The following is a 19447-nucleotide window of genomic DNA, read 5'->3' on the forward strand; positions in this document are numbered from 1 at the left end:
TCGGGCACTCAAGGCCCGAAGAAAGCGCTCACTGGACCAACTAAGTCTTCAATCCGCAGCCAGACGTGCGATCGCGCGCTCCACGCCGCCGCGGCCGAACGGAACACCCTGCACGGTCATCGCAGCCTCGACACCAGCCAGGCATCCGAGAATCATTGCCGGGTTCATGTCGCCGAGATGTCCGATACGGAATGCGCGGCCCGCGAGCGTCCCGAGACCGCCGGCGATCGCGACTTCGAAGCGCTCGCGCGCGACGCTGCGTATTGCTTCCGGATCAATGCCCGCGCTCACCTCGATGGTCGTCACCGACACCGAGCGTGCCGCCGGCACCTCGCAGAAGAAGCGCAATGCGCCCGCTTCGCTCCAACATTCCACCGCAGCGTGCACCGCTTCGGCAATACGCCGATGGCGCTCGAGCACCTCGGTCACGCCCTCACGGAAGATCAGTCCGAGCGACGCCTCCAACCCAGCCAGCAGGCTTTGCGGCGGCGTGCCGCAGAACTTGCGGTACGACAGCGGACTTTGCCGCCGCTGCCAGTCCCAGTAGAAACGCGGCACCGTGTTCCGGCGCGACACTTCCATGGCCGCCGCATCGACTGCGACGAACGCAAGTCCCGGCGGCACCATCAACGCCTTCTGACTGGCGCCGACAACAACATTGATGCGCGTTGCGTCCATCGCGAACGGCGCGGCTGCAAGCGATGCAACCACGTCGACCACGAACAGCGCAGGATGGTCGGCCCGGTCGATCGCCGCACGCAGCGCCGGCAGGTCGTTGGTGATGCCGCTGGCCGTGTCCGTGTGAACGATGAAAACCGCGACGATCTCGCGTTCCGCGTCGGCTCGAAGTGCGGCTTCGACATCCGCGGGATCGATCGGGCGGCCTTCGACCCAGGGCGTGCGAATCACGCGGCCGCCCATTGCCTCGGTCTGCACCGCCCACGACTCCGAGAAGTGGCCAGTGCCCGCCACCAGCACTGCCTGACCCGGAGCGATCAGGTTCGCGATCACCGCCTCCCACGCACCGTGTCCATTGGCAGCGTAGAGAAAGACGTCCGACTGCGCGGTCTGCAACACGCGCTTCAGGCCGGTTTCACAGGCAGCAATACAGCGATCCAGACGCGGGTCGGCCAGGTCCATTGGCTGACGGCTCATTGCGTGCAGGACTTCATCCGGCACACGGCTAGGACCCGGCGAATGCAGAAAGCGATGGCCGGGCAAACGTGTGGAGTCGTTCATGCGGCGAGGATTCGAAACGGTTGTTGGCCGCTAGCGCGTGGGCGCGCTTGAGTTTTGTCGTCAGTCAATGTCATCGCAAGCCTGGCTAGTTGATGGTGAAAAGATTCTACAGGGCCGTGCTGGAGCATGCACTTTCGATTCGCTTGCCTGGCGAATCAATGGCTAGCGCATTGAGGCAATTAAACGCTTGTTGGTCTGGTCCGCCTCGACTCCCGGCAATGGAAAACCAGTATGCGACCCTTCGCCTGCCAGTCGACGTGCTCAACGGCCGCGAAGACAGAATTCTGGATTGGCGGCATCATGGCGGGGCGCTCAAGCGAAAGCTGGATCACACTACGTTGCGTTGAGCTTCCGGATGAAGACATGAAACCCCAACGACTCACTCGCGAGCAAGCCCGTGAGCAGACGCACCAGCGACTGCTCGATGCTGCGCAGATCATTTTCATACAGAAGGGTTTTGTCGCGGGGAGTGTGGAAGAAATCGCGGAGGCCGCGGGTTATACACGCGGCGCGTTCTATTCGAATTTCCGCAGCAAGCAGGAACTGCTCCTTGAACTTCTCAAGCGCGATCACAAAGCCATGCAGGCGGGGCTGCACGGCATCATGGAAGAAGGCGCGACACCCGAGGATATCGAAGACCGCGCGCTGCTCTTCTACAGCCATTTATACCGCGACAATAAGAACTTCCTGCTATGGGTCGAGGCGCAGTTGCTCGCGGCCCGCGATGCCAAGTTCCGCATTATCTTCGCCGCCTTCCTGCGTGACAAGCTAGAGCAGTTGACTGCGTACATTCGCGAGTGTTCGGTGCGCACCGGTGTGCCGTTGCCCGCCGAGACACTTGCGCTCGGGCTGATGGCGTTGTGCGACGGCGTGCGCTTCTTCTATACGATCAATCCACAGGACGTGACGGCGGAACTGGCGGAATCCGTGCTGGCTCACTTCTTCTCGCGGGTGGTGTTCGGGCGCGGCATGCAGGACATTGAACGCGCCTCGCCAGTTCGTCTCGTGGGTCCATGACGGACTGTCAGACGGGCGCCGTCTCGCGCCGCCGGCGTCTGGTTCACGTCATGCGTTTGAGCAGCCGCAACATCAGCTCGAAGGTCCTGCCGTAAGGGGGATAAAAAAGGCGGGCGCCATTCAGGCGAGCCTGGTAGAAAACGGGCTTTTCTTTACTGAACGTGCGGAAGCCCCATTCGCCGTGGTAAGCGCCAGTGCCGCTCGGGCCGACGCCACCGAAGGGCTGCTCTTCCTGCACCAGATGCCAGAGGCAGTCGTTGACCGTGACGCCACCGGAAATCGTTTCGCGCAACACCCGGTCGCGATTGGCGACGCTGCGGCCGAACCAGTACAAAGCAAGCGGTCTGTCGCCCTGGTTCACCATGGCGATCGCCTGGTCGAGCCCGTCGTATTCGACAATGGGCAGCAGCGGCCCAAAGACTTCCTCACGCATCAGACGCGCGTTCGCGGCCGCACCGATCACCAACGTAGGCGGAAACTTGCGCGTGCGCTCGTCGAAGCGCTCGGCGGCCGGATTGATTTCAATAATGCGCGCACCGCCGTCCCGCGCTTCCTGCACCATCGCATTCAGCCGCTCCCGATGCCTCGTGCTGATGATGGCCGTGTAGTCGGGGTTGGAAATCAGCGCGGGATACAGGCGCGTGACGGCCGCTTTGAGTCGGTCCGCGACGATGTCCGCCAGACCCGTTGGCACGAGAAGGTAATCCGGAGCAATGCAAGTCTGTCCGGCGTTCAGGAACTTGCCATAGGCAACGCTCGCCACTGCGGCAGGGATGTCGCAGGAGGCATCGAGGATCGCCGGCGATTTCCCGCCGAGTTCCAGCGTCACCGGCGTAAGGTTCGCGGCAGCGGCCTGCGCGACCTGTCGACCGACCTGGGTCGATCCAGTGAAAAACAGGTGATCGAACGGCAGACGGACAAAAGCCTGGCCCACATCCACGCCACCGTTCACTACGCTCAGTTCATCCGGTGCGAAGGAAGCGCGAACCAGGCGGTCCAGGAGCTCGGAGAAGTGGGGAGTCAGTTCCGACGGTTTGAGAAGAACCCGGTTGCCCGCGGCGAGGGCCGCAAGCGCTGGCCCCATCGATAGTTGAATCGCGTAGTTCCAGGGCGATACGATGCCGACCACGCCAAGCGGCTGCCGCAACAGACGGTTATAGCCGGGACGGAAGTGCAGGCCGGTCGCGATCCGCCGCGGACTCATCCAGTGCTTCAGATGCTCACGTGCGTGCCGGATTCCAGCACGCACGATAAACAATTCGGCTAGCCGCGTTTCGTGAGCGGCTCGACCGCTGAAGTCGGTGTCGATTGCACGCACGAAGTCACTTTCATGATTCTCCGTCAACGCAAGCAGCCGGTTCAACCGGTCGATACGAACCTGCGCAGGCGGATTCGATTCCGCCGCGAATGCCTGGCGTTGTGCCTCGAAGCGTTGTTCCAGGAAAGAAAGCGGGCTCACCTGCATGGTCTGTTTCCTGTGTCGGGATAACGCCAGCTTACCGGCTTCCGCATGATCTATCCGCGCCGGCGGGCTTCGCTATCCCGTTGAGCGACCGCTTGCATGCCGGCCAGGGCGATCGTGGAATAGAGCTCGGCGACTTCGTCCAGGGGTCTGAGGCCCATCTGCATGACGTCGACCGCGCCGGACAGGGCAGCGAGCAGCATCCGCGTCACGATCTCGGCGACCGCGGCGTCCAGGTCGGTCTCCGCGCAGATCATGGCCGACCAATTGGCGACCGCGACGTTCAGGACCTTGATCGCGTAGTGTTCCAGCGGCCCCTCGCCGTAAAGCAGGCGGCGCAGCAGCGGCCCCCGCTCGGCGATTGTCGCGAGCCACAACCGCGTATTGACCCGCAAGCGTTCTTCGAAGCTGGTGATCACGGGCAGCTCTCCATGGACGCGTTGCCTCATGACAGCGAATTCACGTTCGACGAGCGCGCCCAGGAGATCGTCGCGGTTCGTGAAATATCGATAGCCGAGCCGCTTGTCGACGTTGGAGCGAGCCGCGACGGATTCCATCGTCACCGCCGACACGCCGCTCTCGACGATGATCTCCGCCGCCATGTCGAGAAAGCGTTCACGCCGCTCTGCGCCGCTCAGGCGGCTGCGAGGCACGTGACCTGGATCGGGCAAGGTCGGGTTGGTTTTCACGTCGGTTGCCATGGTTGAGTTTTATAAAGCAGGACATCATTGGATCGTGGAAGAACAAGAGTCTACGGCAGTCGTGGACCGCGCTTGGCATATGCTCCAACGCTGCGCGCCAAGTGCAGCCCGTTGCGCGCAAGCAAACTTCAGGGCATTTGCAAGCGACGGGACATGCGCCTCGCCAATACTCAGTAAAATACTCAGTAAAATCGATCCCGCACGGGCAAAGCCAACCTGCCGCCCATCCTGGATATCTCCTCGCTACTGTGACAACCACACTCGACCAACTGCGTGCCGGACAGCTAGCCGGTACCCATCGACTGAAACTGGCCTGCGGCCTGACCGAATTTCCACGCGAGATTTTCGATCTGTCCGACACACTGGAAATACTCGATCTGTCCGGCAATGCGCTTTCGTCGCTGCCCGACGATCTGCCGAGGCTCAACAAGCTGCACACTATCTTCTGCTCCGGCAACCAGTTCACCGAGCTGCCGGAAGTCCTTGGAAAGTGCCCGCAATTGAGCATGGTGGGCTTCAAGGCAAACCGGATACGCAAGGTATCCGGCAGGTCGTTGCCGCCCAAGTTGCGTTGGCTGATCCTGACCGACAATCAAGTTGAAGCACTGCCGCCAGAGATCGGCAATTGCACTCGGCTACAGAAGCTGATGCTCGCCGGCAACCAGTTACGCGCACTGCCGGCAGAACTAGCGAACTGCTCCCGCCTCGAATTGATAAGACTCGCGGCTAATCAGCTTACCGAACTACCGGTTTGGTTAGCCTCTTTACCCAGACTGTCGTGGCTGGCGTACGCCGGCAATCCGTTCAGTGACAGGCTGGAAGCCAGGGCACTGACGGACACGCGCGTCACCGAAATTCAATGGCACGCGCTGGATCTGCAGCATCGATTGGGCGAAGGCGCCTCTGGCGTGATTCATCGTGCAGAACATCGGACACATCGAACGACAGGCGACGACTCCCGGCCCGTCGCGGTCAAATTGTTCAAGGGCGCGGTGACCAGCGATGGTTTGCCGCACTGCGAGATGGCCGCTTGCATCGCGGCCGGCGAGCATCCGAATCTGATTCCGGTGCTCGGCAAGGTGAAAGATCATCCAACCGGCGTCAATGGTCTTGTGATGGAACTGATCGATTCACAGCTCAGGAATCTGGCCGGCCCGCCCAGCATGGAGTCCTGTACGCGTGATATCTATGACGTCGATACCCGCTTCGACCTGACTTCCGCGTTGAGCGTTGCACATGGGATCGCATCGGCCGCCCGGCATTTGCACGAGCAAGGCATCATGCATGGCGACCTGTACGCGCACAACATTCTGCATTGCGGCCAGGGTCAGGCGCTGATGGGAGATTTCGGCGCCGCATCGTTCTATGCAGCCGATGACCAAACACTCGGCTCCGCACTCCAGCGCCTGGAAGTAAGAGCCTTCGGTTGCCTGCTCGAAGAATTAATCGAACGATGCGATGTGCAAGTGTCCGAGCAAAGCAGCATGGCGACGCTTGTGAGCCTGAAAAATAGCTGCCTGAGCGAACAGGCCGACGGCAGGCCCCTGTTCGGGGAGATCCTGGATACCTTGTCGGCGCTGCGAGGTTCACGGTGGGATGGGGAAACTTCGGCTTAGGTTTGGCCGCTTTAAAACGTATACTCGTCCTCCCGTTCCCGTACCGAGAGAGATCGTGCCAGTCATTACCTGCATCGAGGATTTGCGCGTGCTCGCGCAGCGGCGTGTGCCGCGCATGTTCTACGACTACGCCGACAGTGGCTCGTGGACCGAAAGTACCTACCGGGCTAACGAAAGCGACTTCCAGCGGATCAAGCTGCGCCAGCGCGTAGCAGTCAACATGGCTGGCCGCAGCACGCGCACGGAGATGGTGGGCCATGACATCGCCATGCCGGTAGCGCTTGCACCCACGGGATTGACCGGCATGCAACATGCCGACGGCGAGATCCTCGCGGCGCGCGCGGCGGAGAAGTTCGGCGTCCCGTTCACCTTGTCCACCATGAGCATCTGCTCGATCGAGGACGTGGCCGCGCACACCAGCAAACCGTTCTGGTTCCAGCTCTACATGATGCGCGACCGCGATTTCATCGTGCGGCTGATCGAGCGTGCCCGGGCAGCGAAGTGCAGCGCCCTGATGCTTACGCTCGACCTGCAGATCCTCGGTCAACGCCACAAGGACATCAAGAACGGGCTATCGGCGCCGCCGAAACTGACGCTCCCGAACCTCATGAACCTCGCGACCAAACCACGCTGGTGCCGCGGCATGCTCGGCACGCAGCGGCGTACGTTCGGGAACATCGTCGGTCATGCAAAGGGCGTGGGCGACCTGTCGTCCCTGAGCTCGTGGACCGCCGAGCAATTCGATCCGGCCTTAAGCTGGGCGGATGTCGAGTGGGTCAAGAAGCTGTGGGGCGGCAAGCTCATCCTGAAGGGAATCATGGATCTGGAAGACGCGCACCTTGCTGCCAACAGCGGCGCCGACGCGATGATCGTCTCCAACCATGGCGGCCGCCAACTCGACGGTGCACCATCGTCCATCTCGGCGCTTCCCGAGATTGCACGCGAGGTCGGGGATAGGATCGAAGTATGGGTGGATGGCGGTATCCGCAGCGGACAGGACGTGCTGAAGGCTGTCGCGCTCGGTGCAAAGGGGACGCTGATCGGCCGAAGTTTCCTGTACGGGCTAGGAGCGATGGGCGAGGCGGGTGTCGAGCGGTGCCTGCAGATCATCCACAAGGAACTCGATACCACGATGGCCTTTTGCGGGCACACCGATATCCGTCGCGTGACCGATCAGATCCTCTTGCCTGGGACTTTCTGAAACCGAGTGTGTTACCAGGTCGCGTCGGCATCCAGCGGATAAACCGGCCGCTGGACGTTCCTGAATTCGAACAAACCGAAGTCGGAACTGGTCACGCCACGGCTATCGCATTCGACGAGGCCGTGTGCGATCGGCACGAATACCGGACGACAGTACATCCTAGACTTGAGGATGAGGAACGTCGCGCGACGCGGATCGATGCCGACACTTTCGAATACGCCAAGGTCCCAGGGCTCGTGCGTGCGCTCAGTCAATACGATCTTCGCCACGCCCACATCGAGCACCGCAGCGCGACCCATGTAGGCGCGCTGTCTCGTGTAGGTCGGCCCGCTGATCACATATTCGCCATCGGTCAACGCGCGTATCACGCCTGTCAGCCTGACCGGCGGGCGCGGTTTCGCGGCCCGCCGGCTGAGCTTGTTTCCAACCTCGAGCGTGACGGTCGCGCCCACGCCCGCTGCCAACAAAACAGTGACCGCCTCCGGATCGCATAGCGGCCCGGTCACGATTCCAGTCAGCCCTTGCCTGACTGCTTCCTCATATACATCCATCGTGTCACACGCGCCGCCCGACATGCAGTTGTCGCCATGATCGAGCAACAGCACGGGTTTATCTGCGCCACGCGCAAGCACGGCGCCCTCGGCCACTGAATCCGCGAGCGACGGACTACGATAGAAAAATCCCTCGCGATCGTCCCAGATCTGCCGCGCGATACGCTCGGCCACCTGCGCGGCAGCTTCGCGATTACCATCGCCGACAACCACGACACTGATGCGTGGCGCCGGGATATCGGCGAGCGAAAATCCGGCCAGTATGGAGACGGCCAGCATACCCTCGCGTTCCGCGGCCTGCGCCGCTTCCACCGCGCGTTTCATCGCCCCGGCGGCGCTCGCGCTGCGCAGCGTATGCGTAAGCAGCGGCGGTTGCGACCACGCGATCACCGGTCGCGCGCGGCCATCAATAAGGTCGAACAAAAGCCGTGCTGCATGGGCGCCGCATTCGCGCATATCGACATGCGGATAGGTCTTGAAGCTGACCATGATGTCCGCGTTGTCGATCATCTTCTGCGTGACGTTGCCGTGCAGATCGAGAGCAACGGCTATGGGTGCATTCGGCAACGCGGCTCGCACGCGTTCGAGCAGATCGCCTTCGCCGTCGTTCGAATTCTCGGCGACCATCGCTCCGTGCAGGTCGAGCATGACAGCGTCGCAACCGCGCGCGGCGTCGACGATCGCGTTGCAGATTGTGTCGTACGCCGCAGCCGCGACCGGACCACTCGGATTCGCCGATGCCGAGACCGGCGTGACAAGTTGCGCGCCTGTGCGTTCCGCTGCGTCGATGAAAGCGGACATCGCAGTCTGCATGCCCTTGTTCTCGTTGTACGCATCCGCGCCGAACGCGGGACCGTTGCGACCGAACGCGGCAAGCGGCGTTGCCACCGGCGAGAACGTGTTGGTCTCATGATTCATGCGTGCAATAAGAATTTTCATGCGGCTTTCACTCGAAGGGTTCAGACCACGAGTCTATCGCTTCATCAACCATTTTCAACTCCCGGAAATATCGAAGTCGAAGTAACGACGCTCGATCCTTTGATACGTTCCGTCCTTCACCATCGCGTCGATCGCGTGGTCGAGTTTCGTCCGCAACGGGGTATCGTCCTTCCGCACGCCGATACCCGCACCCTTGCCCAAGGTCTTCGCGTCGCTCACGGGATCGCCGACGAACGCAAACCCCTTGCCTTGTGGTGTCTTCAGAAACCCCTGGCTGCCCGCGATCATGTCGGTCAGGGTCACATCGATACGGCCCGAACGAAGATCCGTGTACACCTGCTCCTGATTGGCATACGACACCACCTGGATGCCTGCGGGTGCCCAGTTCGCTTTCGCGTAGGCCTCCTGAGTCGAGCCCTGCGCGACCCCGACGTTCTTGCCCTTCAACGACACCACCGTCGGCTTGATATCCGCCCCCTCCTTGCCGATGAGGCGGCTAGGCGTATTGAACAGCGGCACGGAAAACGCGATCTGTTCTTCGCGCTTCGGGGTGATCGACATTGCGGACAAGATGGCGTCGAACTTACGCCCTTGCAGCGCGGGAATGATGCCGTCGAAACCGGTTTCGACCCAGACGCATTTGACGTCGAGACGTTTGCAGATTTCATTGCCCAGGTCGATCTCGAAGCCCACGAGTTGCCCCGACGGCGCTTTGGATTCGAATGGCGCATAGGTCGGATCGACGCCAAAGCGAAGCTCGCTCGCGTCTTTCGCATGCACGCAGAACGCGGCGAGTAACAACGCCATACCAGCAAGTGCCTTTTTCATGGGTGCTCCAGTTTGACGGAATAGCCGCATCGTTGAATGCGTTGCCGGCTAAGGTTAATAAGACCGCTATTGAGGCGGGTTGCCTTGGCTGCTTAAGATGCCTGGAGAGCTGCAAGCCCGCGTTCAAAAATCTGCCGCGTGCGTAACTGGGTGAGTTCGCGCCAGTCCCGGTCCGCGGGGTAGAAATGTTCCGCCAGCGCCGCTTTGATCCGGCGTCCCGTTGCATCTTCAGGATCGCCGTACAGATGCAGCCAGTGATCGTCTCTCAGCGCGGAATGCCCCCGTGCGCTGTCGTAGGTTCCGCATTCGATCACCAGTTGCATCAGGTCGACGCCGGGCAGCGAATCCAGCAGCGCCTGCGACGTATAACCCGTTGCGGTCGCGGCAATTCCCGAATCGGTGGTGGCGGCAGGACCGGTCATGACCGTATAGAGCCATGGGCCGAAAATAGACCGTGACGTGCCGAGTGCGGGATAGGTTTCCTGCGCCACCGCCATCAACATGGCATGACCGAACGCGCCTGCCCCGGTATGCAGGTCGAAACACATCGCTGTATGCGCGCCTTCCATAAAACGCTTCGCAATAGCACGCAAGGTACGGTTGCTCCAGGTGGCGTGCTGACCGCCGAAGAAAATGCCATCGGCATGAGCGTACTGCCCCGCTTCGACAATGCTCATTACCGTGGCTAGCCCCAATCGCTCGATCTCTGTTGCCAGCCGTTCATCGGCACGTCGGCGTGAAGGGCCGTCAAGGTCGCGGCACAGATAGATCTCATGAAACGCCTCGTAATGCGCGTTGTCCAGCAGCGGTTTGTCGAACGCCAGGTAGTTCCGGTTGAGGTCGACGTTGTCCTCGTTCACACGACGCAACCAGGCGGTGCCCCACGGATTGATCAGGTGCACCATCACCACGCAAACATCGGCTGGCAACACGCGTTTTTGCAACGAATGAAGCAACGTGATCTGCGACTCGGAGCCGTAATACCCTTCAATGCCATGCGTGCCGGACAGGACAATGAACCGCTTGGGCGCGAGCGGATCGCCGATCAAGGCCACATCGGTGGCGAGTAATTCGCCGCGAGGACCGCGCATCGGATGCTGGAACTCCGTCAGTGCGGCGCCGGCAACCCGCACGGCTTCAATAAAACGCTCGCGCTGAGCGGTAAAGCCGGGGGCTTTAGTGAAGTACCGTTCCATGTTCTCTTGTCCGAAAATAAAGGTCGCTTGCCGCACGCCGCGCGGCCAACGGTATCAACCTGCTTTGCCAATCAAGCTGCGGGCCCGATCCGTATCGTGATCGCACTCGAAGGTCTCGCGCAGCACAGCAGCACTTCGCCATCGCGCGGTTCATCGAGCGGCGGCTCGAAGTACTCGACCGTGCCATCGATCAACTGGCTGGCGCAACATCCGCACAAGCCCGCGCGGCAACTGAAGGCAGGCTCGAAGCCGGCGCGTTCCGCAAACTCCAGCAACGAGTGACATGACGAGTCCCATTCCAGCGTTTTGCCTGATGGCGCAAAACAAACTGTGGGAATGGACTCTTTCACCGGCGCCGATGGCTTGGGCAAAGGCAGCGCATCGACATCGGCATCGTCCGAATCAAGCACCGAAGCAGGTCCGAAAAACTCATGCCGGATACGGTCTTTACGCACACCGAGGCTGCGCAGCAAACGCCAGTTTGCCTGCATGAAGGGCGTGGGACCACACAGGTAGACGTCGTAGTCATCGAGTGGCAGCAAGCGTTGCATTATCTCGTGCGTAATGAGGCCGCGGCTGTCGAAGCACTGCGTGGTGACGTCCATTGGTTCGGGCGTGCGATAGCAGATATGCGTCAGCACACCCTCCCTACTCGCCTGTAAACGCGTCACTTCGTCCCGAAATGCATGCACGCCGCCGTTTTCGCATGCGTGGATGAAATAGACCCGACACTGCGACGTCGTGCAAAGACGATGCAACATGCTGAGCGTCGGCGTGACGCCAACACCACCGCTTAACAACACGACCGGTCGATCGCCAGGTTCATCGAGTGTGAATGCGCCGGCTGGACCGGCAATATCAAGCGTATCGCCCACGTTAGTCACCGCGTGCAGATGACTCGATACACATCCGTCAGGCAGCTCGCCCCGATCCGGGGGCGCCAGTTGATGCTTCACCGAAATGCGCCAGCGTGCGCGCTCGGCAGGATCGCCGGACAGGCTGTAGTGCCGCAGCCGGCCCTGTCCATCCGCGCCGGTGACACGCACCTGAACGAACTGTCCCGGCAGGAAAGCCGGCAGCAATGCCCCGTCCACCGCTTCAAGCACGAAAGATTTGATCGTGCTGCTTTCGCGCTGGACCGCTGCGACGCGCATCCGCTTGAACGCTCGCGGCTCTGTTCCGTCTTGCATGATCAACGGCCGTGAGCAGGCGCTGCGAGCTCGGGCACCGGCGTCTCCGCCTCGATCAGCCGTTGCAGGCTGCGTCGAAAACGCAACGGTCCCGCATCGAGCGGCAAATCGAGATTGGGCGTTCGCCTGTTCGCCATTCCCGCGTGGACCGCCGTCAGAATCACGCGGTCCTCTTCGAATGCATGGCGAACGTCCTCGTTGAACTGACGCGACACGCTTTCATCGCGTTGATCGAAGTTGCGCATCTGAAACCAGAAGTAGCGCGTGTTCGATTCATCGATGGGCGTCATGAAGTTGTACGAGTTCATCAGGAAGGCGTGCTCGTGCAGCGGGCCTTCGTCGGTACCGGTACCCGCCGGTGTGAACACCGCCTTGATGATCGCATGCGACGGAAAGCGGACCTCGTAATGCTGCTTGCGGTCGCACCTTCCTGAGAACTTCACGAACCGGGCGTAGAAGGGTGCGACATCCACGTCACGCATCCAGCGCGACACGACCACGCCGTCGTCGGTGATGGTCGTTTTAAGCGGCTCGGATTCGCATGCCGCGTTGCCGAACGAAGACGGATGAACCCATGCAACATGCGACGGATCGAGCAGATTGTCCGTCACGTACAGATAGTTGCACGCGACCGTCATCGCATCGCCCTGATTGATACCCCACGCCGGATCGTCCCATTCCTGGACCACGAAAATATCGTCCGCATTCGCCTGCTGCGGCGAGCCCATCCAGATCCAGACCAGACCATAACGCTCTTCAACGGGGTAGCTGCGAACACGCGCAGCCGGCGGGATCTTTGTCATGCCCGGTGCACGCACGCAGCTCCCCGCGCAATCGAAAGTCAGGCCGTGGTAGCCACATTCGATCTGACCGTCTTGCAAGCGTCCCATCGACAACGGCAGCTTCCGGTGCGGGCACGCGTCCTCCAGCGCGACCACCGCGCCTCCCGGCTTGCGATATAAAACCACGGGCTCACCGAGCAGGGTCAGCGGATGCAGGCCATCGCCAATCTCGCTGCTCCATGCCGCCACATACCATGCGTTTCTTAAGAACATTGACCTCTCCGTTCCATTCAGCTGACCGCCATTGCGGCTGCTGAATCCGTCTAATCCCCTGGAACCCAGCTTAAGAACTCAAAATTGAAAAGAACAGAGGGCTAAATCTTCGGCATCGTTTAGAATTTCTAAAACGACTCAAGGTCCCCACCGCTAATCATGGACACACTCCCGCCACTGCGAGCGTTACAGGTATTCGACACCCTGGGCCGTTGCGGGGGCGTGGTCGAGACAGCACGGCGGCTCGGTGTCTCGCCGGGGGCCGTCAGCCAGCAGATCAAGATCCTGGAAGATTCATTGGGCATGCGGCTGCTTGCGAAAGAAGGCAAGCGCCTTCGCCTGACCGCGGCAGGCGCGCGGTATCACGAGACCTGTGCAGCCGCTTTTGAAAGCCTGCGCGTCGCAGGCGCCGAGATCGAACGGGTGAGGAACAGGCGCAGCCTGAGCATCAGCGCGTTGCCGTCGCTCCTGGCGAAGTGGCTCGCACCGCGCATCTACGAGTGGCAAATCGCGCATCCGGAACTGGATGTGTATCTTGACGGCACGCATTCGGAGCCATCGCCCGATGGCCCTCAGATCGACTTCCGCATTACCTACGGCGAGCGCATCAGTCATACCGGCACCACAGTCGAACTGTTTCGCGACAGCGTCGTACCCGTATGTAGCCCTCGCTTGCCAAGCGCCCAGCGGCCACTCGTCAGACTGGACGACATTCTTGCTTATCCGCTGCTGTCGATAGACTGGTTACCGAAGTTTTCATCGCCGCCGTCCTGGCGCGAGTGGTTCGCGGCCAACGGCATTGATTGCCCTGACGACATACGTGGCAATCGTCTTGTATTTTCGCTGTCGGGGCTTGCGATACAAGCAGCTATTGAAGGCCATGGGTTCGTGCTGGCGCAGACATCGATGATCATCGACGACCTGACCGCAGGGCGCCTCGTGCTGCCGTTTCCTGTCGGTGTTGCGCTGCCCTCGCCTTATTACCTGACTTGGCAAGCGAGCACCTTTGACCAGCCACACTGCCGTGCATTTCATCGCTGGCTGCTCACACGCAGCCGTGAACAACAGGCGATCAACGACCGGATGCTCGGCGCGACATAAGTGGTGCGCCCGCGTGAAGAATGAGCGCTCCCAGTCTGATTTATTTCGATGAAACAAACATGCGGCGTTGTAACGAAGATCTTCGTTGCCCGCTAAGTACCACCCAGGAACTGGCCGAGGCAATACCTTCCAACCACTCGGCAATGACCGCGGACGGTAGGCTGTTTTTCAACAGTAATGCCTGACTGAGCCGACACGTGAATCAGGTTTGGAGTAAATGGCCGCGTAGCTGGATTGAGAAAGGCGAATAGCAGAAGAACGACCAGCCCTATCAAGCGGCGCGCCATGCTTACCATGCGGCGAAGCTGATTTTGGTTCATCGACGATCCTTCGTCGGCTATTGCATTCGACTGATTGCACGCTTCAAGGGGCTGGCCGGACTCGCGATGAAACACGCAAGCCCGCCAGTACCGAATACATCGGATCGGGCGCGGCATCGCGTTGACTTGCGAAGCCGCCCCACACTTTCCTGCTAGTGAAACCAGATCATCTGCACGACCTTCACTACAACCAGCCCGACCGCTACGACCAGGTAACCACGCAGCACACCCATCCAGATCCGCTTTGTCAGGGTGAGGTTCGGCGGCGGCAGCTCGTGCAACGGCGGCATGCGCCACGTGTCCCGCGATTGTTTCAAGTAGCGCTGCCCGGTCCGCTGTTCCATACCGTCCGCCGCTTCGTGGCGAAGTGAGCGAAGCACCACCATTGCCAGATAGCCCACTACGGCCAGCGTCGTTCCACCGCCCAACACTTCAAGAATGGTCTCGCCGCTGATGTCCGGGTACACAACAGATGCGGTCAGGATAATCGACAACATCACCAGGACCCAGATCACAGCCCCCGTGAAAACGTTGAGCTTTTTCGAGTTGGCCCACGGTCCCAGCACCGCCTTGTCGTTGCACAATAGCAGCAGGAACACGGTTGCGCTCGGCAACAAAACGCCTGCGAGTGTTTGCACGGCTTCTGTCAAGAGTCCAAGCGGGCTGCCGGGAATAAGCACCAGCGCAGCGGCAGCCGCAACAATGCCGAAATAGACCAGATAGAAACCTTTAGCGTCCGATACACCACGGTGCAGCGAGTGGTGGATCTTGAATACGTCGCCAATGGCGTAAGCCGTAGAAAGCGACACTGCCGCCGCACCAATAATGCATGCGTCGAGCAAAGCAACTGCGAACAGCGTGGCGCTCGTACGACCCGCGTATTTGCTCAAGCCTGCAATCACCCCGCCGGCGTCCGTGAAGTTGCCGAACTCCGGCTTGCCTGCGTACAGCGCCGCGCAGAAGGACATCATCGCTACACCGCCGATCATCACGAAGATGATACCGATCCATAAATCGGCTTTCTCGTATTTCATGAAACGCGGCGTAATGCGCTTGTCGACTATATAGCTTTGCTGGAAAAACAATTGCCACGGCGCAACGGTGGTGCCGACAATGCCGATCACGAGCAACATCACGTCGCTCAGTTTCGAATGCGCCGGCCAGCTCGGCACGAAGAAGTTGCTTGCCATCCGCGACACGGGCGGGTGGATAGACACTAGTACGGGAACGAGCAGCAGACTCAAAAGACACAGGACAATCGCGAAGCGCTCGAAGCGTCTGAAGCTCCCTGTACTAACCGCCGCCATGGTCAGGGCCGCGGCAATGCACACGCCCAGAACCTTGGAGATGCCAAAGAAATCGAGGACGAACGTGATGCCGATAAACTCGGTCACGATGGTGAGCGCGTTGAGAATAAACAGATCGATAACGCTAAAGGCACCCCAGAACTTTCCAAACCGTTCGAAGATCAGGCGCGCGTGACCGACTCCGGTGACTGCGCCCAAACGCAGCACCATTTCCTGGTTGACGAACAGAACCGGGACCAGCAGCAGAAGCGTCCAGAGCAGCGTTGTTCCGTAGTTCTGACCTGCTTGCGTATAGGTGCCGAACGCGCCGGCGTCGTTGTCGCCGACCATCACGATCAGGCCGGGGCCAAGAATGGCCAGGAGCGTTCGAAAGCGGGCCCACCAATGGGTGCGTGCTGCCGTGTCATGTTGAGCGATCGTGCCGAGTGCGCCCTTGATGTCGCCGACATGGGCGTCATCAAGCACAGCACTGCGTGGTGGTAGGACTTGGGATGGCATGGACATTTTTGTTTTTCCAGAAAGCGGGGGATGGCTGATAGGGGATGTGCCGTGCTTATCCCGCATACGAACGACGGACGTCATGCCTTGATGCAACTAAGGTGACAAGACGGCGTATCCGGGAACCTGGTGGGAGCGTTGGTCAGGCTTGAAACACGAATTTCCGGAATGCGCGCCAAGCGCTAGCGCAGCGATGCTGGCTGGTGGATTCCAGCGACAACATGGTGTCGTAGTGAAGGCGTGATTCCTGGACGTGCGGAAGGTGCGAGACGAGCAAAAGGAAGTGCATGGTGCTTCTCCGAAAATAGGGCTTTTCAGTGGATGGAAAGCCAGCAGAACGGAGTTCGGACACGCGATGCGTGTGACGAAAAGGATCTACTTGCCTTCCTTCGCAAAAGTGAAAGTGCTGCGGCGTAAGGGATAACTGTCACTGTCCGGCATGGCGGCTCCTTTATCGCGTTGGTACGTACGCCATCATCCGCACGGCGCGCTGTCCTATTCGAAAAGCGCGAGCGGAACCAGTCACGAGTGTTGGCTCGCGACGCGTTTTCGTATAGACGCAGATCATCCTGGCGTCTATACGCTATTCAAGGTGCACAGAGGGTATTTACTGCGGCGCGCACCGTCTGCCTGCTGGCAAGACGGCGGCTAGAGAATCAAGCGCGGACGTCCTGCCTGTCAGGCAGAGAAAAACATCGAAGGTCGACTACTACAACTGTCCAAGGCATTAGCCCCGTTTGTTACGATGCCCGGATTCTAGGCGTGCGCTAAATGTCAAGTCAACCCTATTTGTTAAGCAGAGCAGAAATAGTTTTGACGCATTGCCGTCACGCCCCTAAGGCATCATTTTCTGCATTAATAGCAATGCGCCGGTAAGCATAATGAAATGCATTCCTGGCTTATTCCTTGTTCGGCAGGAATGAGAATTGACTGTAAAACGGGCTTGTTTTCCATTGAGCACGCGCCTCTATTTTTTACGCTCTTTTTACTTGCAAACAAGTTTGCGTCGAGAATACAATCCGCCCGTCTCATCAAAAGGAGTCCCTCGTGGACACATGCCCTAGTAGTGGAAGTTCGATGCCGGTCAGCGCCGGCGAAGCATCCGCGAGATAGCGACAGAGGAAAACTCCTTAGCCGCTAACTCGCCTGGTCGGGTTAGCGCGCTCCATCCCGGACTGGCTTCAGGCCAGCCTGTCTGCAGCACGCTCCCCTTTGTCTGACAGCTCTTTGCAAGCTCACTTGCAAAGCCGCGTCATGTCTTTGCACGTCGCTCGATTTAGTCGAGCTCGACGGGAGTCTGCTTATGTTTGTCGAATCGCTTATCTCGCGCATCGGCCCGGTATTGCGGCCGCCGCGCCACACGTTCAATCAAGATGCACGGTCGGTCTGGGCCGCGCTTTGCCGGACCGCGCCAGCCAAAACATGGTCTCGCCGCTTCTGGGCCAATGTCGTTCGGGCCGTGCCACGCGTGGCCGCTTACGCCGGCGGCTCTCTTACACCGACGGGCTACTTGCTCATCGCAATGACCGTTGCAGCCATTGTTATCGCCGCGGCTTTGTCCGCTTCAACCGTCGGCGACGAGCTCGGACGGGCCGTGCGTTTGAGTTGGTGGTTTGTTTAAGTGCATCCGGAATATGCACCCAACCCTTGTCGTTTCATCGAGAAGAAAAATGTAGGTCGTAAAACCACCCAACTCTCCACAGACCATGAATAAAAATCTCAACAATTTGCCTTCGGATTTGCTCGAAGGAACGCCAACGCCCTGCACCGCGCAGGCTCAGCGTCTCTCAAGCAAAGCTCGATCGGGTATTCGCAACGGGCTTTCGCTGTTGCTGTCGCTAAGCGCGCTATCCACTGCCGTCGCGCAGACAACTACCGACGCGTCGGCCGCAAGCGAACCCGACGCCCAGGCGGCGCCCGCGCCGACCGGGCTTTGGGAGCGCTCGACCCTGTTCGGGGAGTTGGGCGGGCTGCGTCCGTGGCTGGGTAACTACGGTGTGACGCTGAGCGTGCAGGAAACCAGCGAATATCTGCGCAACCTGTCAGGCGGCGTCTCGCGTGAAGGCGCCTACGACGGCCTTACCCAAGCCACCCTTCAAGTCGACACGTCCAAAGCCTTCGGCCTGCCTGGCGGCACGTTCAACGTCTCCGGCTTGCAAATTCATGGTAGCAACCTGACCCAGCGCTCCCTGCTCACGCTGCAGTCCGCAAGCGGGATCGAGGCGGAAGCAAGCACTCGCCTGTGGGAGCTTTGGTACCAGCAATCGGTGCTCGACGGACGATTCGATGTAAAGCTTGGCCAGCAAAGTCTTGATCAGGAATTCATGATCAGCCAGTACGCCACGCCGTTCATGAATGCAACGTTCGGCTGGCCGGTCCTGCCTTCCGCCGACATGCCCTCAGGTGGCCCCGCTTACCCACTGTCCTCGCTTGGCGTTCGTTTCAGGGCAAAAGCATCGGACGCGGTGACCGTGCTGGCGGGCGTGTTCGACGGCAATCCGGCAGGAAGCAATAGCGGCGACGCGCAAAAGCAGAACAGCAGCGGCACGAACTTCAATTTGCGTAACGGCGCGCTGTTCATCGCGGAAGTGCAATATGCGATCAATCAGCCGTCGGCAGATCCGAAAGCACCGCAGCCAAGCGGCCTTCCGGGCACCTATAAACTCGGCTTCTGGTACAACACCCAAAACTTCGCCGACCTGCGGCACGACACGAACGGCTTGTCGCTAGCCAATCCCGCTTCCAACGGAATACCCGCAAGCCATCGCGGCGACTACAGCATTTACGCCGTTGCGGATCAGATGGTCTGGCGCCCAAGCGCCGACAGTCCGCAGTCGGTCGGCGTGTTCGCGCGAGTGATGGGCGCACCGGGTGACCGCAACCTGGTCAACCTCGGCGTGAACGCGGGTGTCACCTTGAAAGCGCCGTTCAAGGGCCGCGACAACGACGTTGTCGGCGTGGCTGTGGGCTACGCCAAGATCGGGTCGAGTGCGCAGGGTCTCGATCAGGATACTGCATCGTTTTCGACACCCGGTTTTCCACAGCGCAGTGCTGAAACGGTCGTTGAAGCGACCTACCAGTACCAGGTCGCGCCATGGTGGCAATTGCAAGCCGACTTCCAATATTTTTTCCGGCCGGCCGGTGGTATTCCGAACCCCAGCAATCCGTCTGAGCTGTTGCATAACGAAGCGGTGGTCGGGTTACGCACTATCGTTAATTTTTAAAG

Annotated in this window: 15 protein-coding genes; 6 read left to right on the forward strand and 9 right to left on the reverse strand. The window is 60.2% G+C overall.

Annotation, left to right across the window (positions count from 1 at the left end; genetic code table 11):
* Positions 1-48 precede the first annotated feature (48 nt).
* Positions 49-1239, reverse strand: coding sequence for a pyridoxal-phosphate-dependent aminotransferase family protein (locus EOS_RS13845; protein ID WP_047847216.1), 1191 nt, complete (start codon positions 1237-1239; stop codon positions 49-51).
* 363 nt (positions 1240-1602) lie between these two features.
* On the opposite strand from EOS_RS13845, the gene EOS_RS13850 reads away from it, so the two are divergent.
* The gene (locus tag EOS_RS13850; protein WP_047847246.1) at positions 1603-2256 is read left to right on the forward strand and encodes a TetR/AcrR family transcriptional regulator; all 654 of its coding nucleotides are present in this window, start codon (positions 1603-1605) and stop codon (positions 2254-2256) included.
* Between the two features lie 43 nt (positions 2257-2299).
* On the opposite strand, the gene EOS_RS13855 is transcribed toward EOS_RS13850, so the two are convergent.
* A complete protein-coding gene (locus EOS_RS13855) occupies positions 2300-3721 on the reverse strand; it encodes a coniferyl aldehyde dehydrogenase (RefSeq protein ID WP_047847217.1) in 1422 nt (473 codons plus the stop codon).
* A gap of 50 nt (positions 3722-3771) precedes the next feature.
* The gene (locus EOS_RS13860) at positions 3772-4419 is read right to left on the reverse strand and encodes a TetR/AcrR family transcriptional regulator (RefSeq protein WP_047847218.1); all 648 of its coding nucleotides are present in this window, start codon (positions 4417-4419) and stop codon (positions 3772-3774) included.
* A gap of 248 nt (positions 4420-4667) precedes the next feature.
* Between EOS_RS13860 and EOS_RS13865 the strand changes: the two genes are divergently transcribed.
* Positions 4668-6035 carry a leucine-rich repeat-containing protein kinase family protein gene (locus tag EOS_RS13865; protein WP_047847219.1) on the forward strand — a complete coding sequence of 456 codons (1368 nt, stop codon included), beginning with the start codon at positions 4668-4670 and terminating at the stop codon, positions 6033-6035.
* Between the two features lie 55 nt (positions 6036-6090).
* Positions 6091-7236, forward strand: a complete 1146-nt coding sequence (locus tag EOS_RS13870; RefSeq protein WP_047847220.1) for an alpha-hydroxy acid oxidase — start codon at positions 6091-6093, stop codon at positions 7234-7236.
* Positions 7237-7247: 11 nt separating this feature from the next.
* Here EOS_RS13870 and EOS_RS13875 read toward each other — a convergent pair whose 3' ends face one another.
* From EOS_RS13875 to EOS_RS13895, 5 genes are all read right to left on the reverse strand, one after another.
* Positions 7248-8726, reverse strand: a complete 1479-nt coding sequence (locus tag EOS_RS13875) for a M81 family metallopeptidase (protein ID WP_047847221.1) — start codon at positions 8724-8726, stop codon at positions 7248-7250.
* Between the two features lie 54 nt (positions 8727-8780).
* Positions 8781-9554, reverse strand: coding sequence for an ABC transporter substrate-binding protein (locus EOS_RS13880; protein WP_047847222.1), 774 nt, complete (start codon positions 9552-9554; stop codon positions 8781-8783).
* A 92-nt stretch (positions 9555-9646) separates the two neighbouring features.
* Positions 9647-10750: a DUF2817 domain-containing protein gene (locus tag EOS_RS13885; RefSeq protein ID WP_047847223.1), complete on the reverse strand. Its 1104-nt coding sequence runs from the start codon at positions 10748-10750 to the stop codon at positions 9647-9649.
* A 71-nt stretch (positions 10751-10821) separates the two neighbouring features.
* Complete coding sequence (locus tag EOS_RS13890; RefSeq protein WP_047847224.1) at positions 10822-11940, reverse strand: FAD-binding oxidoreductase; 1119 nt, start codon at positions 11938-11940, stop codon at positions 10822-10824.
* Between the two features lie 2 nt (positions 11941-11942).
* Positions 11943-12995: an aromatic ring-hydroxylating dioxygenase subunit alpha gene (locus EOS_RS13895; protein ID WP_047847225.1), complete on the reverse strand. Its 1053-nt coding sequence runs from the start codon at positions 12993-12995 to the stop codon at positions 11943-11945.
* A 159-nt stretch (positions 12996-13154) separates the two neighbouring features.
* Between EOS_RS13895 and EOS_RS13900 the strand changes: the two genes are divergently transcribed.
* Complete coding sequence (locus EOS_RS13900) at positions 13155-14096, forward strand: LysR substrate-binding domain-containing protein (RefSeq protein ID WP_047847226.1); 942 nt, start codon at positions 13155-13157, stop codon at positions 14094-14096.
* Positions 14097-14568: 472 nt separating this feature from the next.
* Here the strand turns inward: EOS_RS13900 and EOS_RS13905 are convergent, their stop codons facing one another.
* Positions 14569-16227, reverse strand: a complete 1659-nt coding sequence (locus EOS_RS13905) for an NRAMP family divalent metal transporter (protein WP_047847227.1) — start codon at positions 16225-16227, stop codon at positions 14569-14571.
* A gap of 1297 nt (positions 16228-17524) precedes the next feature.
* Between EOS_RS13905 and EOS_RS13910 the strand changes: the two genes are divergently transcribed.
* Both EOS_RS13910 and EOS_RS13915 read left to right on the forward strand, forming a co-directional pair.
* Positions 17525-17842 carry a hypothetical protein gene (locus EOS_RS13910; protein ID WP_047847228.1) on the forward strand — a complete coding sequence of 106 codons (318 nt, stop codon included), beginning with the start codon at positions 17525-17527 and terminating at the stop codon, positions 17840-17842.
* Between the two features lie 85 nt (positions 17843-17927).
* The gene (locus tag EOS_RS13915) at positions 17928-19445 is read left to right on the forward strand and encodes a carbohydrate porin (RefSeq protein ID WP_082163346.1); all 1518 of its coding nucleotides are present in this window, start codon (positions 17928-17930) and stop codon (positions 19443-19445) included.
* The last annotated feature ends 2 nt before the right edge of the window (positions 19446-19447 follow it).

It is taken from the genome of Caballeronia mineralivorans PML1(12), assembly GCF_001028175.1.
Taxonomy (GTDB): domain Bacteria; phylum Pseudomonadota; class Gammaproteobacteria; order Burkholderiales; family Burkholderiaceae; genus Caballeronia; species Caballeronia mineralivorans.

Bases quoted from the DNA above. Each gene is read 5' to 3' on its own strand.
- EOS_RS13845 (WP_047847216.1), bottom strand. From the start codon at position 1,239: ATGAACGACTCCACACGTTTGCCCGGCCATCGCTTTCTGCATTCGCCG.
- EOS_RS13850 (WP_047847246.1), top strand. From the start codon at position 1,603: ATGAAACCCCAACGACTCACTCGCGAGCAAGCCCGTGAGCAGACGCAC.
- EOS_RS13855 (WP_047847217.1), bottom strand. From the start codon at position 3,721: ATGCAGGTGAGCCCGCTTTCTTTCCTGGAACAACGCTTCGAGGCACAA.
- EOS_RS13860 (WP_047847218.1), bottom strand. From the start codon at position 4,419: ATGGCAACCGACGTGAAAACCAACCCGACCTTGCCCGATCCAGGTCAC.
- EOS_RS13875 (WP_047847221.1), bottom strand. From the start codon at position 8,726: ATGAAAATTCTTATTGCACGCATGAATCATGAGACCAACACGTTCTCG.
- EOS_RS13880 (WP_047847222.1), bottom strand. From the start codon at position 9,554: ATGAAAAAGGCACTTGCTGGTATGGCGTTGTTACTCGCCGCGTTCTGC.
- EOS_RS13885 (WP_047847223.1), bottom strand. From the start codon at position 10,750: ATGGAACGGTACTTCACTAAAGCCCCCGGCTTTACCGCTCAGCGCGAG.
- EOS_RS13890 (WP_047847224.1), bottom strand. From the start codon at position 11,940: ATGCAAGACGGAACAGAGCCGCGAGCGTTCAAGCGGATGCGCGTCGCA.
- EOS_RS13895 (WP_047847225.1), bottom strand. From the start codon at position 12,995: ATGTTCTTAAGAAACGCATGGTATGTGGCGGCATGGAGCAGCGAGATT.
- EOS_RS13900 (WP_047847226.1), top strand. From the start codon at position 13,155: ATGGACACACTCCCGCCACTGCGAGCGTTACAGGTATTCGACACCCTG.
- EOS_RS13905 (WP_047847227.1), bottom strand. From the start codon at position 16,227: ATGTCCATGCCATCCCAAGTCCTACCACCACGCAGTGCTGTGCTTGAT.
- EOS_RS13910 (WP_047847228.1), top strand. From the start codon at position 17,525: ATGTTTGTCGAATCGCTTATCTCGCGCATCGGCCCGGTATTGCGGCCG.
- EOS_RS13915 (WP_082163346.1), top strand. From the start codon at position 17,928: ATGAATAAAAATCTCAACAATTTGCCTTCGGATTTGCTCGAAGGAACG.